This window comes from Paenibacillus sp. TY11 (assembly GCF_059772165.1).
Genome location: NZ_JCBAIQ010000001.1, coordinates 427,217 through 444,099 on the forward strand (window position 1 = coordinate 427,217; position 16,883 = coordinate 444,099).

General features: G+C 47.9%; 16 protein-coding genes. All 16 read right to left on the reverse strand.

The genetic code is table 11. The features are described 5' to 3' along the window. Nucleotides 1-13 precede the first annotated feature (13 nt). On the reverse strand, nucleotides 14-856 hold the full coding sequence (locus tag AC6EJC_RS01855; protein ID WP_103049719.1) for an ABC transporter permease: 843 nt from the start codon (nucleotides 854-856) through the stop codon (nucleotides 14-16). A gap of 2 nt (nucleotides 857-858) precedes the next feature. Continuing rightward, a complete protein-coding gene (locus AC6EJC_RS01860) occupies nucleotides 859-2,028 on the reverse strand; it encodes an extracellular solute-binding protein (RefSeq protein ID WP_444952477.1) in 1,170 nt (389 codons plus the stop codon). Between the two features lie 98 nt (nucleotides 2,029-2,126). Beyond that, complete coding sequence (locus AC6EJC_RS01865) at nucleotides 2,127-3,158, reverse strand: ABC transporter ATP-binding protein (RefSeq protein WP_103049717.1); 1,032 nt, start codon at nucleotides 3,156-3,158, stop codon at nucleotides 2,127-2,129. A gap of 53 nt (nucleotides 3,159-3,211) precedes the next feature. Next, entirely contained in the window at nucleotides 3,212-4,036 is an 825-nt protein-coding gene (locus AC6EJC_RS01870; RefSeq protein WP_023991134.1) for an ABC transporter permease, read from the reverse strand. Between the two features lie 203 nt (nucleotides 4,037-4,239). Then, nucleotides 4,240-5,526 (reverse strand): adenylosuccinate synthase, encoded by a 1,287-nt coding sequence (locus AC6EJC_RS01875; RefSeq protein ID WP_444952478.1) that lies wholly within the window; start codon nucleotides 5,524-5,526, stop codon nucleotides 4,240-4,242. A 376-nt stretch (nucleotides 5,527-5,902) separates the two neighbouring features. Continuing rightward, nucleotides 5,903-7,261, reverse strand: coding sequence for a replicative DNA helicase (gene dnaB / locus AC6EJC_RS01880; RefSeq protein ID WP_013373892.1), 1,359 nt, complete (start codon nucleotides 7,259-7,261; stop codon nucleotides 5,903-5,905). 2 nt (nucleotides 7,262-7,263) lie between these two features. Further along, entirely contained in the window at nucleotides 7,264-7,707 is a 444-nt protein-coding gene (gene rplI / locus AC6EJC_RS01885) for a 50S ribosomal protein L9 (protein ID WP_013312788.1), read from the reverse strand. Further along, nucleotides 7,704-9,692 carry a DHH family phosphoesterase gene (locus AC6EJC_RS01890; protein WP_444952479.1) on the reverse strand — a complete coding sequence of 663 codons (1,989 nt, stop codon included), beginning with the start codon at nucleotides 9,690-9,692 and terminating at the stop codon, nucleotides 7,704-7,706. The genes rplI and AC6EJC_RS01890 overlap by 4 nt, the downstream gene beginning before the upstream one ends. An 11-nt stretch (nucleotides 9,693-9,703) precedes the next feature. Beyond that, on the reverse strand, nucleotides 9,704-10,621 hold the full coding sequence (locus AC6EJC_RS01895; RefSeq protein ID WP_444952480.1) for a DUF2232 domain-containing protein: 918 nt from the start codon (nucleotides 10,619-10,621) through the stop codon (nucleotides 9,704-9,706). 5 nt (nucleotides 10,622-10,626) lie between these two features. Next, a complete protein-coding gene (locus AC6EJC_RS01900; RefSeq protein ID WP_013312791.1) occupies nucleotides 10,627-10,929 on the reverse strand; it encodes a MazG-like family protein in 303 nt (100 codons plus the stop codon). Between the two features lie 189 nt (nucleotides 10,930-11,118). Further along, complete coding sequence (locus AC6EJC_RS01905; protein WP_444952481.1) at nucleotides 11,119-11,547, reverse strand: CBS domain-containing protein; 429 nt, start codon at nucleotides 11,545-11,547, stop codon at nucleotides 11,119-11,121. Nucleotides 11,548-11,592: 45 nt separating this feature from the next. Next, on the reverse strand, nucleotides 11,593-12,648 hold the full coding sequence (locus AC6EJC_RS01910) for an LCP family protein (protein WP_444952482.1): 1,056 nt from the start codon (nucleotides 12,646-12,648) through the stop codon (nucleotides 11,593-11,595). A gap of 244 nt (nucleotides 12,649-12,892) precedes the next feature. Next, the gene (locus AC6EJC_RS01915) at nucleotides 12,893-13,834 is read right to left on the reverse strand and encodes a D-alanyl-D-alanine carboxypeptidase family protein (RefSeq protein ID WP_444952483.1); all 942 of its coding nucleotides are present in this window, start codon (nucleotides 13,832-13,834) and stop codon (nucleotides 12,893-12,895) included. 159 nt (nucleotides 13,835-13,993) lie between these two features. After that, a complete protein-coding gene (locus tag AC6EJC_RS01920) occupies nucleotides 13,994-14,959 on the reverse strand; it encodes an ABC transporter ATP-binding protein (protein ID WP_444952484.1) in 966 nt (321 codons plus the stop codon). Continuing rightward, nucleotides 14,956-15,939 (reverse strand): ABC transporter ATP-binding protein, encoded by a 984-nt coding sequence (locus AC6EJC_RS01925; RefSeq protein ID WP_444952485.1) that lies wholly within the window; start codon nucleotides 15,937-15,939, stop codon nucleotides 14,956-14,958. Before AC6EJC_RS01925 ends, AC6EJC_RS01920 begins: the two co-directional genes overlap by 4 nt. A gap of 13 nt (nucleotides 15,940-15,952) precedes the next feature. After that, nucleotides 15,953-16,876 (reverse strand): oligopeptide ABC transporter permease, encoded by a 924-nt coding sequence (gene opp4C / locus AC6EJC_RS01930; protein ID WP_444952486.1) that lies wholly within the window; start codon nucleotides 16,874-16,876, stop codon nucleotides 15,953-15,955. Nucleotides 16,877-16,883 lie beyond the last annotated feature (7 nt).

Here is a 16,883-nt window from a genome sequence, read left to right on the forward strand (position 1 = left end):
GTATAACGGCGGTCTAGCTGGCATCCGCATCCTTCACCATTGTCCGAATATAAAAGTAGCCCATAAAAGAACACAGTAAAAACATAAACACTGCCATTGCACTGGCCGTATGCGTCTCCTGATAGCTAGAAAACACCTGCTGCATCGCAACACCCAGCACTTGTGGCGAGTTGGCACCGATCAGGAAGGGAGCCGTAAAGCTACCCATGATTCCCATGAAAATGAAGGTCACCGCAACCCACATCGTTTTGTAGGAAAGGGGTAAAATAAAGCGCCCAAACAGCTGCATCGTGCTGGCTCCGGCATCTCTGGCGCTTTCGACGACAGCATTTGGAATGCTGGCAAGTGCCGAGCTGAGCAACATGGTTGCGAACGGAATGTTGAACCACAAATTAGCCAGCACCAACCCTTTGTAGTCATAAATAATCCTCGGAATCGTCTCAATGCCGAGCGGCAGCAAAAGACGTGCAGCCCAACCGTGATTGCCATACATCGTAATGATCGCATACGTTGCAATTACACCGGGAACAAACATCGGAATAAAATACAACCGACCTATCCACTTCACGATAACTCCTTTGCCGAATCTCAGATAAATCGCCAAAGCATAGCTGATGACCAGAGTAAGGGCCGTCGAGACTAACGTGACATTAATCGTATACATGATATTTCTACGCATGGCAGGTTCCGTGAACAGCCGAATATAGTTGGCCAGTCCGTAGCCCGTTCCATATTGATCAATCAAGCTTTCCTTCACGGCATAGAGAATCGGAATAATAACGACGACCAGCAAAATGAGAAAAGACGGGATGACCAGGGCAAGCCCCAGCATCCCCCTTTTAGACAATGAACTCATGATCAACCGCCCGCTACTTCACTTTGCCAGCGTTTGTAGATTTCCTGCTGAAGCTCTCCGCTGTTAAAGCTGCGGTATCCAGAAGATACACTGTTGAATTTCTCTTGCAGCTCCGTTGGCATCAGATTCCACTTAATCCCTGGATAGCCATACATTTTATTAATAACCACCGTTTGCGCTTCGGGCGTCAGTATATAATTCAAGAATTCCTGGGTTGCTTCTTTTTTGGAGGAAAGTGAAGGAACCATCAGATAAGAAGGTCCACCTGTAAAGGCAGGATCAATTTGTGTCAGCTTCACCGTGTCTGGAAGCAGCCCTTTAGCCAGTTGTTCGAGCGCCATATCAGACCAGGCTGGGACCATGTCTACCTCTCCACTTGCTAAAATATCAAGCGTGCCTTGGTTCTTCTTAGGATAGACTCCTTTTTGGTACATTGAAGTGCCCAGTTCCTTGAGCAGTGAGAAGCCTTGATCCCATTTTTTCATATTTGCCGGATCATCACTGTTCATCGCCTCTGGCGGAAGGAAATTATAGATAACCGTGTTCACAAACGAGCTGCCTGATCCACCTGTGGACGGATCGTTATAGGCAAACTTGCCCGGATGCTGGCGAATCCATGTGTACAGCTCGTCGGCTGTTTTCGGAGGTGTCGCTACTTTTGCACTGTTATAGGCAAGGACAACCGAAGAGGCACGGTATGGAATGGCCTGATTGTTGACTTGCTTGAGATACGTTTCATCCACATTCTTCAAATTTGGAACCTTGGCAGCGTCCACCGTTTCCCACAGTTTCTCGCCTACCCCTTTAGTGATGTCATCCAGACTGCCTTCGTACAGGTCGATATCTGTATCGGTTTGTCCGCTTTTCTTGGCTGCGATCAGACGATCCAGTGTAGATGCGCCTCCGGTCCCTGCTGGCAAATACACCAGTTTGACCTTAACGTGATCATTTTTAGCTTCAAAGTCCTTGATTAACGTTTCCCACAGCTCTTTGACGTTCAGAGACCCTCCAGTATACAAGGAAATTTCCGTCGTTCCCGTAGCGGCTCCCACTTTTGTAGACTTGGCTTCCCCTGTAGCCGTGGCGGCATTACCACCGTTTCCACAGCCAGCCAACAACGATAAACTAAGTACCCCTGCCAAAACCAGACCCATATTCTTTTTCCCAAACACGTTGTTGCCTCCTTTAGATAGTTGCACAAGTTCGCAGCATCACCAGATGATGCGTTCGTGATGGACATTGATGCGATATAGAGGTTGATCGTGAATCTTCACTGTGCTGCTGGAAAAGTAACAATTTTACTGAAGCTGAATCTGATGTGCTCTCCACTACGCAGCTCGGCCGCTCGTTCACGCGGCACAAACATTTTCAGATGATGGGTACCGCTATCCAGCGAAACTTCCGCATAATGCCCAAGAATCATCACTTGTCTGATCGTTCCGGCTAGAGAGCCATTTTCTTCCGACGTCAGAACAATATCCTCTGGTCTTACACCAACCATGGATTCACCTGTGTATTCATGCTCTTGTGCAAACGGTATTCCGCTCACAGAGACACTGCGACCTGTGCTCACCCCCTTTAATAAATTGATACGGCCAATAAAACCCGCTACAAAAAGTGACTGTGGCTTGTCATAAATCTCCTGCGGTGAAGAGAGCTGCTCAATCCGGCCCGCATTCATAACGACGATTCGGTCGGAAATGGACAGCGCCTCCTCCTGATCATGGGTGACGAACACCATCGTCATTCCTGTCTGGGTCTGGATATCGCGCAGCTCCTCTCTCATCTCCATGCGCAATTTGGCATCAAGCGCGGAAAAAGGCTCGTCCAGCAGCAATACATCAGGCTTTAGCAGCAAAGCCCGAGCGAGTGCTACCCGCTGCTGCTGACCGCCCGAGAGCTGTCCCGGCGTTTTACGATCTGCGCTCTCTAGCCGAACCAGCGCTAGCGCTTCCTTCACCTGACGGTCAATTTCTGTCTTCTTCACCTTTCGAATCTTCAACCCGAAAGCCAGGTTGTCATACACGGTCATATGCGGCCACAAATTATAACTTTGGAACACCATAGCCGTCGGACGCTTTTCGGGCGGCAGCTTGAGTACGCTTTTACCCTGAATCTGAATGTCGCCACTGTCCGGGTCCAAAAAGCCGCCAATGGAGCGAAGCACAGTTGTTTTACCACAGCCTGAAGGTCCCAGCAGTGTCACCAGTTCTCCCTTCATCACGTCAAGTGAAATGCCTTTGACTCCGTCTCCTGTCTTGAAGCGCTTGGTTAACTCTTGAATGGATAATTGAATGGGCATTAGCTTAGACTCCTTTTTCAGGATTTTGCAAACTCCTCTTTTGACCAGTTACGTTATTTCACCTGAAATCCGCCTGCCAGTACATCCGCACTTACAAAACGCTTGGCTGCCAATAGCAGAATGATCGTTGGCAGAGTAAGAATGACTGAGAAAACAGCACCCGTTGTGCTCGGATAATCAGCAATGATGGAATACATGATGACTGGCATTGTTTTATAGTCCGGCGTTCCGACAAGAAGTGTTCCCTGTGCTTCATCCAGTGAAGCAAGAAAGGTAAAGATGGAGGCAACCACAATGCCGGGCAGCGCCATAGGAAAGGTGATTTTCCAAAACACCCGAAATGGTCCGGCTCCAGCATCCCGCGCTGACTCCTCCTGTGCACGATGTACGCTGCGGAAGGCAGAGGAAGGAATCCAGGTCATATACATGAGCGTGTTTACCATATGGATAAGCACAATGCCTGCAAAGGTGTTCATCAACCCAAATTGGTAGAATAGTACGGCAATGGACACATACAAACCCATTTTCGGAAAAGCATGCGTAAGCAGGAATGAGAAAAGAAACCACTTACTGAGCGGGAAAGAAATTCGTGCGAAGGCATAAGCAGCAGGAATACATACGATAATGGAGCAGACCGTAACGGTAATCGCAATCAGGAAGGATAGAGAAATCGAGCTGAGTACATCATCCTGGGTAAGTACAAACTTCCACCATTCCAGTGACAAGCTCTGCGGGAGCGGTGCAGGATACTGCCATTTTCCCGAAACCGCCAAAAGGAGAAGATTGGTCAGAGGCCCTAGGAAAAAAATGACGAAAATGACAAGCACGATGAATTCCACAATTTTGCGTGTGCCGAGTGAGCGAAGATACCAGTTCATAATTCATCCCTCTCAAGACGTCTAGACGTCCGAATCTCTTTTCTATTTGGATTATAGAGAGGGTTTGTTATCACAAATCGACAAGGAAGATAAGATTATGTAAAGGGGGAGTAACCATTTAACACTTCACAGAATAAAAAAAGAGAGAGGCTGCTAACAGCCTCTCTCCTTGAACATGTATCAATAGCTATATCATTCTTGTCCTACAAATAAATCGGAAGCACCTGATTCGTTTGATCGCGATTACGCCCAACCGAGAAAATAGCGATTGGGATACCTGTCAGATCAGACACGCGTTGTACGTAATTGCGTGTAGTCTCAGGCAGTTCCTCCAGCGTTTTCACACCAGTGATGTCTTCGCTCCAACCCGGCATTTCTTCATATACCGCTTCGCATTCCGCCAGCATTTTCAAGCTAGCCGGATAATGCGTAATCACCTCGCCGCGATACTTGTAACCTGTGCAAATTTTCACCGTTTTCAGGCCTGTCAATACGTCCAGCGAGTTCAGGGAAAGACCTGTTAGTCCGCTGACACGACGGGCATGACGCACAACGACGCTGTCAAACCAGCCAACACGACGAGCACGACCTGTAACCGTACCGTACTCATGACCTGTTTCACGAATGTAATCGCCGACTTCATCGTTCAACTCGGTTGGGAAGGGTCCATCACCTACACGGGTTGTGTACGATTTAGCTACACCGATGACTTGTTGAATCTTGGACGGGCCTACACCGGAACCGATACATACGCCGCCAGCCGACGGGTTAGAGGACGTAACGTATGGATACGTACCTTGGTCGATATCGAGCATAACGCCTTGCGCACCCTCAAACAGTACCTTTTGATTCGCGTCAATCGCATCATTTAACACAACAGATGTATCCCCTACATAAGGACGGATAAATTCAGCATACTCCAGATACTGTTTCAGTATTTCTTCTACATCCAGTGGCTCGCCGCCGTATACTTGCTCAATCATTTGATTCTTTTCCTTCGTTAGATGGCGCAGCTTCTTTTCGAATTCCTCTGCATCCAGCAAATCAGCAATACGAATACCGTTACGTGCAGCTTTATCCATATAAGCAGGGCCGATCCCTTTACGTGTAGTACCAATTTTATTAGGACCTTTGCGGTCTTCTTCCAGCACATCCAGCGTCATATGGTACGGCATAATCACATGTGCACGGTCACTAATGACCAGATTTTTCGTAGAAAAGCCATTATCATGAATGTAAGTAATTTCTTCAATAAGAGCGGCCGGATTCACTACCATGCCGTTGCCAATAACACACTTTTTATCTTCATAAAAAACGCCGGATGGAATCAGGCTCAGCTTGTACTTTTTACCGTCAATGAGAATCGTATGACCAGCATTGTTTCCGCCTTGGTAACGGGCCACTACTTCAGCGCTTTCCGCTAGATAGTCCGTGATTTTACCTTTGCCTTCGTCTCCCCATTGTGTTCCCACAACGACTACAGTTGACATATTTCATTCCTCCGTGGAGTGCCCACAGACACTCTGATTTTGAGCTGACTCACTACGCATATCCGACTTCAACCGCCTGAGCATGCAGATATGGAGCGTTCTCGAACAGCAGGAAAAAACGTCCGTCGCAGACATTCCGTAGGTTCGGAAAGCCCCGGGCGTAATGATCTCCCCACTGCGTTGAAGCAGCACTATAAGTGTAACAGTACCATTTTTCAAAGTCAAATAAAAAGCGAACATTATATCACATGAAAATAGTATTGTTCGTAATTGAGAGTTTCAATCCGTATATGAAAATATGTGAATCCTATAAAAAAGACCCTTTCGATATCGCGAGATCCGCGTCGAAAGAGCCTTTTCCAATGATATTAATCTGTTAACCGGCGAACGCATCCGAATGGGCACGCTCGTAATTAGCGAATTTATTATAATTTTTGAGAAACACCAACTCTACCGTACCGACCGGGCCGTTACGCTGCTTGGCAATGATAATCTCAATAATATTTTTCTTTTCCGTTTCCTGATTATAGTAATCATCCCGGTACAAAAACGCGACGATGTCAGCATCCTGCTCGATGGAACCAGATTCCCGCAAGTCACTCATCATTGGCCGCTTGTCTTGACGCTGCTCCACACCCCGGCTCAGCTGGGAAAGGGCAATTACAGGCACTTCAAGCTCACGAGCAATCTGCTTCAATGTCCGTGAAATTTCAGATACCTCCTGTTGCCGGTTCTCGCCTGCTTTGCCTCGTCCGTGAATAAGCTGCAAGTAGTCAATTACAATCATGCCCAGTCCCTTTTCCGCCTTGAGACGGCGACACTTGGCACGGATATCAGCCACAGTGATGCCGGGCGTATCATCGATATAGATTTCCGCCTCTGACAAGGCAGCAATACCCATCGTCAGCTTCGCCCAATCGTCGTCGCCTTTAAATTCACCTGTCCGCATGACGTTCGCGTCCAGATTAGCCTCGGCGCAGATCATCCGCTGCACGAGCTGAGCCGCCGACATCTCCAGACTGAAGATGGCTACTGTCTCCTTTGCCCGAACTGCAACGTTTTGCGCAATATTCAGAGCGAACGCTGTTTTACCTACAGATGGACGGGCGGCCACAATGATCAAGTCATTGCGCTGGAAACCCGCCGTCATCTTGTCCAAATCCACAAATCCGGACGGAATCCCGGTCGTATTGCCCTTGTTCTGATGCAGTAATTCGACGCGGTCGAACACTTCCATCACGACATCGCGGATGGCAATAAAACCACTACCTGAGCGCCCGTTGGATATCTCCATAATCTTGCGCTCAGCATCGCTCAGCATACCGGCGACATCCTCGCCACTGCTATAGCCTTCGCTCACAATCTGCGTAGCTGCACGAATCAAGCGACGAAGCATCGCTTTTTCTTCAATGATCTGGGCATAGTAATCCACGTTAGCCGCTGTTGGCACCCCGTGAGCCAGCTTCGCCAGATAACTGACACCGCCGATATCCTCTAGCTGTCCCTTGTCCTGAATTTTCGAGGTCAGCGTAACCAAGTCAATCGGCTGCCCGGATTCACCCAGCTCAATCATTGCTTCGTAAATCATCTGATGAGCCTTATCGTAAAAGTCCTCGGTCTGCACCCGCTCCATTGCGGTAATCAGTGCTTCAGACTGGAGCAAAATAGACCCGATAACCGCCTGTTCTGCCTCCAGATTTTGCGGAGGAATCCGATCAAAAAATTCGCCGCCCATAATTATTCTTCAGTCACCTGTACTTTCAGCGTAGCTTTGACCTCAGGATGAAGCTTGACGGTCATTTGAGTCACGCCCAACGTACGAATCGGTTCTTCCAGCTCGATTTTGCGTTTGTCCAGCTTGATGCCAGTTTTAGCGACAGCCTCTGCGATTTGCTTGCTTGTAATCGCGCCGAACAGCCGTCCACCCTCACCAGCCTTCGCTTTGAGCTGAACCGTTGTCTCCTCCAGCTTTTTGCCGAGTGCTTGCGCTTCTTCCTTTTCCTCTTGCTTGCGCTTTTCCTCAGCAGCGTTCTGATTCTCCAGCGTCTTCATGTTTCCTTCTGTCGCTGGACGGGCAACACCACGCGGCAACAGGAAATTCGCTGCATAACCGTCCGACACTTCCTTAATTTGCCCCTTCTTACCTTGGCCCTTCATATCTTTAATGAATATCACTTTCATTCAAATAACCCCTCTTCCCCATCAATTTCGGCCAGCACGTCGACCACTCTGCGCTTGGCTTCCTCCAGCGGGCAATCCAGCTGAACTGCTGCATTCGTCAGATGTCCTCCGCCGCCTAGCCGTTCCATGACGACCTGTACGTTCATGCGTCCGAGTGAACGGGCGCTGATCCCCACCAGGCCGTCAGGACGTTCACTGACCACAAAAGAGGCCAGTACATCCGTCATATTGAGTAATGAATCCGCCACCTGAGCAATCAGGAGCTGCGGTATCTTCTGTCCGGGCTCGGTCACCGCAATTGCGATATGCCCATATATCATTTTAGCATGCTTAATAATTTCCGCCTTAGCAATATATTCATCCAGGTCCTCTTTTAACATGCGCTGGATCATGACTGTATCTGCCCCGCTACGCCGTAAAAAGCCGGCCGCCTCGAATGTACGCGAGCCTGTATGCAGGGAAAAATGCTTGGTATCCACCGTTATCCCTGCCAACAGTGATGTTGCCTCCAGCGGTGTCAGTTGGACCTTCTCATGGATATATTGCAGCAGCTCGGTCACCAGCTCACAGGCTGATGACGCATATGGTTCCAAATAGATCAGAACGGAATCGTTAATAAATTCCTCACCCCGACGATGGTGGTCCACAACCACCACCCGACTGGCCGTCTGCACCAGACGCGGCTCAATCGTCATTGAGGCCTTGTGCGTATCCACCACAACCAGCAGACTGTGCTCAGTCATCAGCTGGAGCGACTGCTCCGGCGTCATGAGCGCTTGCGACAACTTCTCATCCTTGTTTACCTGCTCCATCATTCGGTCAATAGACGGATTGGATTTATCCAGTACGATATGTGCCTCTACATTGTAAAGTGCCGCAGCCTTCCACACGCCGATGGCCGCTCCCACTGCATCCATGTCCGGTATTTTGTGTCCCATGATCAGCACGCGGTCGCTCTCCTGCATCAGATCACGCAGCGCATGTGCAATGACTCGGGCACGCACCCTGGTACGCTTCTCGACAGCATTGGACTTGCCTCCGTAAAAGGACAGGCGTTGTCCCGCCTTCACTGCTGCCTGATCGCCCCCACGTCCAAGCGCCATATCCAGACTGGATTGAGCAAGCTCACCCAGCTCCTTGATGCTCTCTGCGCCGAAGGACAAGCCAATACTCAGTGTCATCGGTACTTTCAAATCCGCCGTCATTTCCCTTACGGTATCCAGAATGACGAATCGACTTTGCTCCAGCTCCTGAAGCGCTTTATGATTTAGCATAATGAGATAACGCTCAGAAGATAATCGACGCAAATAAATATTGTACTGATTAGCCCAAGATGTAATCTCGCTTGACACCTTCGCAATAAGCGCGGTGCGCTGCTGATCGTCCATTCCCTGAGCAGCCTCATCCATATTATCGAGCATGACGATCCCGAGCGCCAATCGCTCGTTTTCATACTGCTTGCGCAGCACCGCCAACTCCGTTACTTCATACAAATATATCAGACGCTCATCGGGCACAATCAGAAACTGATAATGACGCTCATCATGCTGTAGCTCCACCTTCAGCTCACGAGCAGGCTCTTTCGTTTCCTTTTTGGCGCTTAGAGCACCTGCCAGTTGAGGAAATAAGTCTTGAAGGGGCTCGCCAATTAACGATTGCTCCTCGAACATCTCTCCAGCAAACCGATTGTGCCATTCTACCGTTCGATTTTCACTGTATAAAATGATGCCGAACGGCAATGTACTGATCGCTTCCCCTTCCACCCGCTTGATCCGGAAGGAAAGACCGCTGATATATTGATTCAGTTCCCGACGGAAAGCCAGTTCCGTCTTCAGCATCAGCCCGCCGAGCAAGAATGACAGCAGCAGTCCCATCACACCCAGTTCCCAGTTGTACATGGAAATACATATGACAAGCACCAGCAGCAGCAAAAACGCCCATACAGTCTGATAGCCGTGCCAGCGTTTTTGTAGAAATTTAGGCATGACTGTTCACCCTATTTCTTTGATCTTGTAATAGCTTCACGCAGCGGAAAGGCCAAATCAATAATACCTATAATGCGGAGCGGTTGGAACACCAGAACGACGAGCGACAGCAGCAACGCAATCACCGGGCTCATTTTACGGCTATGCGTCCAAAAGTATACAAAACCGATCGTCTGGATAATAAAACATGCATGGATCAGCGGCAGCATACTAATGGAAACCGTTTGAATCCAGCTGCTATCGGAAGACCCTGCTATCCATTCAATTACAATAGCCAGCAGATAATACCAGATCAGGGCGCGCGGTAGCATCCACTCGCGGGCAGGCTTCATTTTGCGTACCGGCACATCGAGACTGCTCAATGCCGGACGTGCCAAAGCATGCGTGATCACCGCCAGTAAGAACGAGGTCACGATTAGCACATATGGAACTTTACCAATCAGCATCGTACCGAGTCTCTGCGTATCTTCCGCCGTCCAATTCATGTTCGAAAACATCGGATTAGCATTCAAAACTTGCTGTACTATATTTGCCGATATCGCAGCCTGATCACGAAGGTACTGCGAAAGATCAAACCCAAAGGAATACGTAGCAATAAACAGAATAACCAACAACTCGGCTAAAATAATGCCCATTCCGGTCATCAACGCCTGAAAAGCAGGTCCTCCCTTTTTATATATCCGTCCCATCAATATAGAAGGAATCAGAAAGTAAATCGCAGGAAGCAGCGAATACACATCGAGTAGCGCTATAATTAACAGCACCGGTATGACGTGAACCAGAAATCCTTTGAAAGGCAGCGATGAAAACAATACAGCGCCAGGCACAATCAGCAAAAATACGGTAATGATTCTTAATGGTGTCAATAGAGTCAGCAGCAGAAGCAAATAAATGACGCTCCATGCTACAGTTGCCAAGCGGAATTTCAACGTTTTCACCTCTTACGCATATGTTCTTCCAGTGCGGAAATGTCCTGATACCAATCCTCCAGCTGGTGTCCTTCTTTTCTGTGCTTTCTTAGCTTGTCGATGAGTAGATCATCCAATTCACGGTAAGACACTCCAAGACGCCTCCCCAAAATATAACTGCTCATCACCAAGCTTGCCAAACAATCACCAATGCGGGCTGTACTACCTTCCCACATCGCTTTAAACAGACGGGAAACTTGGTCAAGCACCTCTGTTTTAAGCCATTCAATAACCTTGGCCCGTTTAACTACATCCATTTCTTTAGGCATATGATGAAGAGTCACACCCCTCTGAAAAAGCTTTATTCTCCATTATAGCATATCCTATTCTGAAAATAACTGTTACCCCGTAGGGTAAATAGTTATTTTCAGAGCAGCTTTACTGCTTATTACAAGACCTTGTCAACACTGTTGCCCCATAGGGCAACAGTGATTCTCAGAGCAGTTACGCTGCTTATCTTAGCCTGAAGTATTAAGCGATTCCCTGGACACAAATTTTTCACAATACTCAATAATCTGGCTGCGGCGCACAATGCCGATAAACCGTTCCATATCATCCACAACGGGTACAAAGTTCTGCACCTTAGCCAAATTAATTAAATCCTCCATATTCGCATCAATGGACACGGGCTTCATCGAAACCCGCAGTGGAACGTCCTTCAGCATAAACTTAGAAGCGTTTTCAAAGGTGATTTTCCCCTCAGACTCTTTCATATGCCACAACAGATCACCCTCTGTAACCGTACCGGTATATCTACCTTCCTTATCCAAAATAGGAACCGCTGTAAAACGGTGATACTCCATCCGTTCCAACGTTTGCCGTAAAGTAGCATCCGCCGTTACACAAGCAACTTCCTGTTTGGGAAGCAAGAAAAAAGCGATATTCATGAGAAACGAATCCCCCTCAAAATCAAATGTAAATCAAATGATTACTCACTGAATGTCCTGCTTGTCGGGAAGCCTCAGCGTCTGCGGGGTTGTATCGGAATCTAGCCAGTTCGCAATCATGAGTCTGGCATATTCAAGTTCCTGTTCATTAGCCTGGTCATAATACAAGCCCTTCTTCTTGAACCCTTCCCCTGTAATCGTAAAACTTGATATTTGTGGATTGCCCTGCGAAATAGCCTGCTTGCCAAGCCCAGTAATAAAAGAAGGTTCCATATCGGTTTTGAAATTGGCTCCCATAATATCGAGCAGCTCCGGGATCTTGGTAATTCCGTTGATATTTAACAGCTTATCCGCCATAGCGTTCAAAAAAATCTGCTGCCTTTTTGTACGGTTGAAGTCGCTATCTTCCCGATATCTAACATAATACATGGCTTCTTCACCATTATAAAGCGGCTTACCCGCCTCAATACGGAACTTGATATGCAGCGGGTTTTTATTCTCAATTGGCTTATCGATTGGAAGCACAACTCCACCCACTGCATTCACGGCATCCTGAATACCCTGGAAATTAATCGTAGCATAATAATCGGCCTTATGCTCCATCAGCTTCTCTACTGTAGCCATGGACATATCTTCGCCTCCGAACGCATAAGCATGCCCCAACTTATCAAAATCATCCTCACCATTTCGATTCGGATCATGTCCGGCAATCTGTACATACGTATCCCTTGGAATGGAAACCAAGAGCACACGCGATTCTGCGGGCCGTACTGCAGCATAAATAACCGTATCCGAGCGACCACGCGCCTTTTCGTTTGGCCTTTGATCCGTACCCAGTAACAACACCGAAAAAGGTTCCTTACGGTAAGCCACTGTCTCTTGCTGCTGTTCCCCGGATTGTCGCGGCTGATAGGACTTCTCCAGCTTGCTTTCCAACGTCGGTGATACAAACCAGTCAAAAGCCACCAGCATCAGCTGTTTGCGGAACAGATAACCTCCCACTGCAATCAAAAACAAGACAATACATGAAATATATAGAGCAGTAAACCTTTTTTTCTTTTTGGGCTTTCCACTGGTCCTTCTCTTATGTCTTCTCTCCATAACAGGTTCCTTCCTTCTTTCCTTCACAAATCCCATCTCTTCATTAAACCGAATTAGTCCCTCATGAAGCGGAAACTTCCTCTCAAAGCATAAAAGGTCTGCTACCTTGTTGTCAAAAGTGCCATGGCGTAGTCAGTTCCTCAAATTCAGCGAATTCATGCCAAAAAGGCTTTGACCTCACGGTCAAAGCCCCAATTCATGTTTATATCCGTATTCTATGTAGCTTTCAAAGTCATTTTTCGCCTTAATGCGGAGCCAGTTTCACCAAATTTTGCAGTCGGACCGGGAAAGAGGTAGACAGGGAAAAACCATAATCGAACAACTTCCGTGTCTGCTCAAAACGCTCTTCCTTGCTCGGTGCACCCAGCACCACAGCAACTAACCGTCTGCCATGCTGCTCAGCTGTGCCAGTAAAGCAGTATCCAGCATCGCTTGTATACCCTGCTTTCAGTCCGTCCGTTCCCGCGTAAGAGTATGGTCCAGCCAAGGAAGGCAGCATCCAGTTCGTATTACTAATGTAGATGCCCTTATCCTTCAACTCCATCTGTGTACGACTGGACGTTCTCAAAATCTCCGGATGTGACGTAATCAAGTAGGAGGCCAACTTTGCCGTGTCGCTTGCCGTCATTTTCGTTTCTCCCCGAATATCCTCAGGATGATTCGGCCCTAATTCACTATGTCCTGCCCCAGAGGCATTGCTAAAGCGACTATCGGATGACAACCCAATTTGGGCAGCTTTTTCATTCATACGCTTCACAAAAGCTGATTCATTCCCTGCGGAGCGCTCCGCCAGCGCCACAGCGGCATCATTCGCTGAATACACAACCATACTCTGGAACAGTTCGGATACTGTCATCCTTTCACCATACCGGAGAGACAGATTTACACCGCCCACCGTACTGGCGTAACGGCTAATTCGCACCTCATCATTCCAGCCTAACCGTCCAGCCCGAATATCCTCCAGCACCAATAGCTCAGTCATGAGCTTGGACATATTTGCGGAAGGCATAGGCGTATCGCCGTTCACATCCATCAGCAATTCCCCCGTATGCATGTCCATCAGCACCGCAGCCTCTGCATCCACATTCGGCTTTCCTATCAACAAGCGGGGTCCAAGTGTAATAAAAATCAATATAATAAGTACCGGGACGACAATAGCCCAACGTAACCAGTGTTTTTTCATCATCGTAATAACCTCCATACTTTATTAGACGATGAAAAATCCATTTTGTCTGCAACTTTTTGAAAAAAAGATACAATTTTTTTACCTTTTCTATTCCACGGCAAAATATCCGCCAATCCCTGCTTTCAGGATGACGGATATTTTGCTTCCTAATTATAGCGATTAGGCAAAATGACAGGCTACAAAATGTTGGTCACCCGCATCTCGATATACCGGAGTTTCTGTTTTACAGCGTGCTTCCGCCATAGGACAGCGCGTATGAAACTTGCAGCCTGAAGGTGGATTGGCCGGAGACGGGATGTCCCCTTTCAGCACAATCCGCTGTCTCTTGATCGTCGGATCGGGAATCGGTACTGCTGATAGCAGCGCCTTTGTGTACGGATGAAGCGGATTGCTGAACAGCTCCTCCTTGGAGGCCAGCTCTACCATTGAGCCCAGATACATCACACCAATCCGGCTACACAAATGCTCGACTACACTCAGATCATGCGAGATGAACAGATAGGTCAATTGGCGCTCCTGCTGCAAATCACTTAACAAGTTAATGATCTGGGCCTGAATAGACACATCCAGAGCAGATACTGGCTCGTCAGCCACAATAAAATCAGGATTCAAAATCAAAGCCCGTGCAATCCCAATCCGCTGACGCTGACCGCCAGAGAACTCATGCGGATACCGATCATAGTGATACGAGGACAGCCCGCAAATGTCCAGCGTTTCGTTGACCTTCTTCCGCAGCTCACTACGATCAATCAGCCCGTGATCCAGCAACGCCTCTCCAATGGCTTCACCGACCTTAATTCTCGGGTTCAGTGAACTAAAGGGGTCCTGAAAAACGATTTGCAGCTTCGGACGAAGCGCACGAATCTGCTCCTTGTTTAACGCGTGCAAGTCTTCGCCTTTGTATCGTACCGATCCCTCTGTCTTATCCATTAATCTGAGAATCGTACGTCCAATTGTACTTTTGCCGCAACCCGATTCTCCTACCAGACCGAAGGACTCACCCTTATGAATGTTAAAAGAGACATCATCGACTGCTTTCACATGTCCGACAGTACGCTGAAAAATCCCGCCTGTGATTGGGAAATACTTTTTCAGCCCTTCCACTTGAATCAAAGGCTCGCTCATATCCGTTGCCCTCCTTCTTCCTCATATAGCCAGCAGGCAACCTTATGACCATTCTCCTTTTCATTCAAGGGAGGAGCCTGATCCTTGCAAATTTGCATACAATGGGAGCACCGATCATGAAAATGACAATTTTCTCCCAGCTCAATCGGATTTGGAACCTGTCCTGGGATAGAATACAGTCGATCCATTTTCTGATTAATGACGGGTTTCGCCTTTAATAGTCCTTGAGTGTATGGATGTTGCGGATTTTTGAACAGCTCAATGACAGGAGCCTCTTCAATAACGTTCCCGGCATACATAACGACCACATAATCAGCCATTTCTGCCACGACACCCAAGTCGTGCGTAATCAGCATAATGGACGTTTTAAGCTTATCCTTCAAATCCCGCATCAAATCGAGAATCTGCGCCTGAATCGTAACATCCAGTGCCGTTGTCGGTTCATCGGCAATCAATAGCTTTGGATTACAGCTTAATGCGATGGCAATCATGATCCGCTGGCGCATACCGCCACTCAATTCATGAGGATAGGAATGAAATATTTCCTCTGACCGCGAAATACCCACCAAATTAATCAGTTCAATTGCCCGAGCACGTGCTTCTTTTTTACTCATTAATGTATGCATCAGCAACGGCTCCGTGATCTGTTCCCCAATCGTAAGCACTGGATTCAGAGAAGACATCGGCTCTTGAAAAATAATCGAGATGTCATTGCCGCGAATTTGCTGCATTTGGCCTTTATTGAGTTTTAGGAGGTCTTTGCCCTCGAACCAGATTTGTCCGTCTGAGGTGTGGGGAGAATCAATCAACCGCATCATCGTCATCGCTGTTACACTCTTACCGCAGCCAGATTCTCCTACCACACAGAGCGTTTCACCCTCACGAATTTTAAAACTGACGTCATTGACCGCTTTGACAGTTCCGTTAGAGGTATGAAAGTGGGTTTTCAGGTTACGAAATTCAATCAAAGCATTTTCCATAAACGTTCGTCTCCTACTTCTTCATTTTAGGGTCCAGCGCGTCACGCAAACCGTCACCAATCAGGTTAATCGCTACAACTGTAATTAGAATACACATTCCCGGCGGGACCCATATCCAAGGCCGTTTGCGGAAGTCGATTAGGTTATTCGCAGCCGATATCATGTTCCCCCACGAAGGTGTGGGCGGCACAACGCCGATTCCCAGGTAACTGAGCGCAGATTCTGTAATAATCGCACCAGCCACTCCAAGCGTAGCCGTAACAATAATGGTAGGAATCGTGTTCGGTAGCAAATGTCGAAATATTTTGCGGCGGTCTCTCAAGCCTAGCGCTTCCGTCGCCTGCATGAACTCCTGTTCACGCAGCGTAAGAATCTGCCCCCTGACCAGACGGGACAAGCTCGTCCAGCTCAGGACCCCGATAATGAGCATCAGAAAATAAATGCGATTCGACGGATCGACCTTCAAATCCGACAGAACAGCACCTAAAATAATAAGCAGCGGTAATGTAGGCAGCGCCATGAAAATATCGGCAATCCGCATAATAACCGTATCCACGCCTTTACGATAAAAACCTGCCAGCGCACCCAACGTCGCTCCGATCATGACCGAAATAAACGTGGCGACCAGCCCCACCGTCAAAGAAATACGGCCGGCCAGCATCGTACGCAGCAAAATATCTCTACCAAATTTATCTGTGCCGAGCCAGTACTTAGCATTAGGCGATAAATTTTTGTCAGATAGCTTGTAATCGTCTAAATGATAAGGTGAAATCATCGGTCCAAATATACAAATGATAACCATCAGAATTAATATAACGAGACCAGCCAAAGCCAGACGGTTTTGGTTAAAACGGCGAACGGCGATTCTCCATGGAGACGCTTCAGGACGGATCGCCGCCTTTTGATTCGTTTCAATCGTGACTGTTTCTGCGGACAATAGTATC

What these genes read in the sequence shown, in the direction of transcription:
- AC6EJC_RS01855 (WP_103049719.1), bottom strand. Translation starts at nt 856, where the DNA reads ATGAGTTCATTGTCTAAAAGGGGGATGCTGGGGCTTGCCCTGGTCATC.
- AC6EJC_RS01900 (WP_013312791.1), bottom strand. Translation starts at nt 10,929, where the DNA reads ATGCCTAAAGAAATGGATGTAGTTAAACGGGCCAAGGTTATTGAATGG.
- AC6EJC_RS01865 (WP_103049717.1), bottom strand. Translation starts at nt 3,158, where the DNA reads ATGCCCATTCAATTATCCATTCAAGAGTTAACCAAGCGCTTCAAGACA.
- AC6EJC_RS01870 (WP_023991134.1), bottom strand. Translation starts at nt 4,036, where the DNA reads ATGAACTGGTATCTTCGCTCACTCGGCACACGCAAAATTGTGGAATTC.
- AC6EJC_RS01915 (WP_444952483.1), bottom strand. Translation starts at nt 13,834, where the DNA reads ATGATGAAAAAACACTGGTTACGTTGGGCTATTGTCGTCCCGGTACTT.
- AC6EJC_RS01890 (WP_444952479.1), bottom strand. Translation starts at nt 9,692, where the DNA reads ATGCCTAAATTTCTACAAAAACGCTGGCACGGCTATCAGACTGTATGG.
- AC6EJC_RS01925 (WP_444952485.1), bottom strand. Translation starts at nt 15,939, where the DNA reads ATGGAAAATGCTTTGATTGAATTTCGTAACCTGAAAACCCACTTTCAT.
- AC6EJC_RS01905 (WP_444952481.1), bottom strand. Translation starts at nt 11,547, where the DNA reads ATGAATATCGCTTTTTTCTTGCTTCCCAAACAGGAAGTTGCTTGTGTA.
- dnaB (WP_013373892.1), bottom strand. Translation starts at nt 7,261, where the DNA reads ATGGGCGGCGAATTTTTTGATCGGATTCCTCCGCAAAATCTGGAGGCA.
- AC6EJC_RS01875 (WP_444952478.1), bottom strand. Translation starts at nt 5,526, where the DNA reads ATGTCAACTGTAGTCGTTGTGGGAACACAATGGGGAGACGAAGGCAAA.
- AC6EJC_RS01910 (WP_444952482.1), bottom strand. Translation starts at nt 12,648, where the DNA reads ATGGAGAGAAGACATAAGAGAAGGACCAGTGGAAAGCCCAAAAAGAAA.
- AC6EJC_RS01920 (WP_444952484.1), bottom strand. Translation starts at nt 14,959, where the DNA reads ATGAGCGAGCCTTTGATTCAAGTGGAAGGGCTGAAAAAGTATTTCCCA.
- rplI (WP_013312788.1), bottom strand. Translation starts at nt 7,707, where the DNA reads ATGAAAGTGATATTCATTAAAGATATGAAGGGCCAAGGTAAGAAGGGG.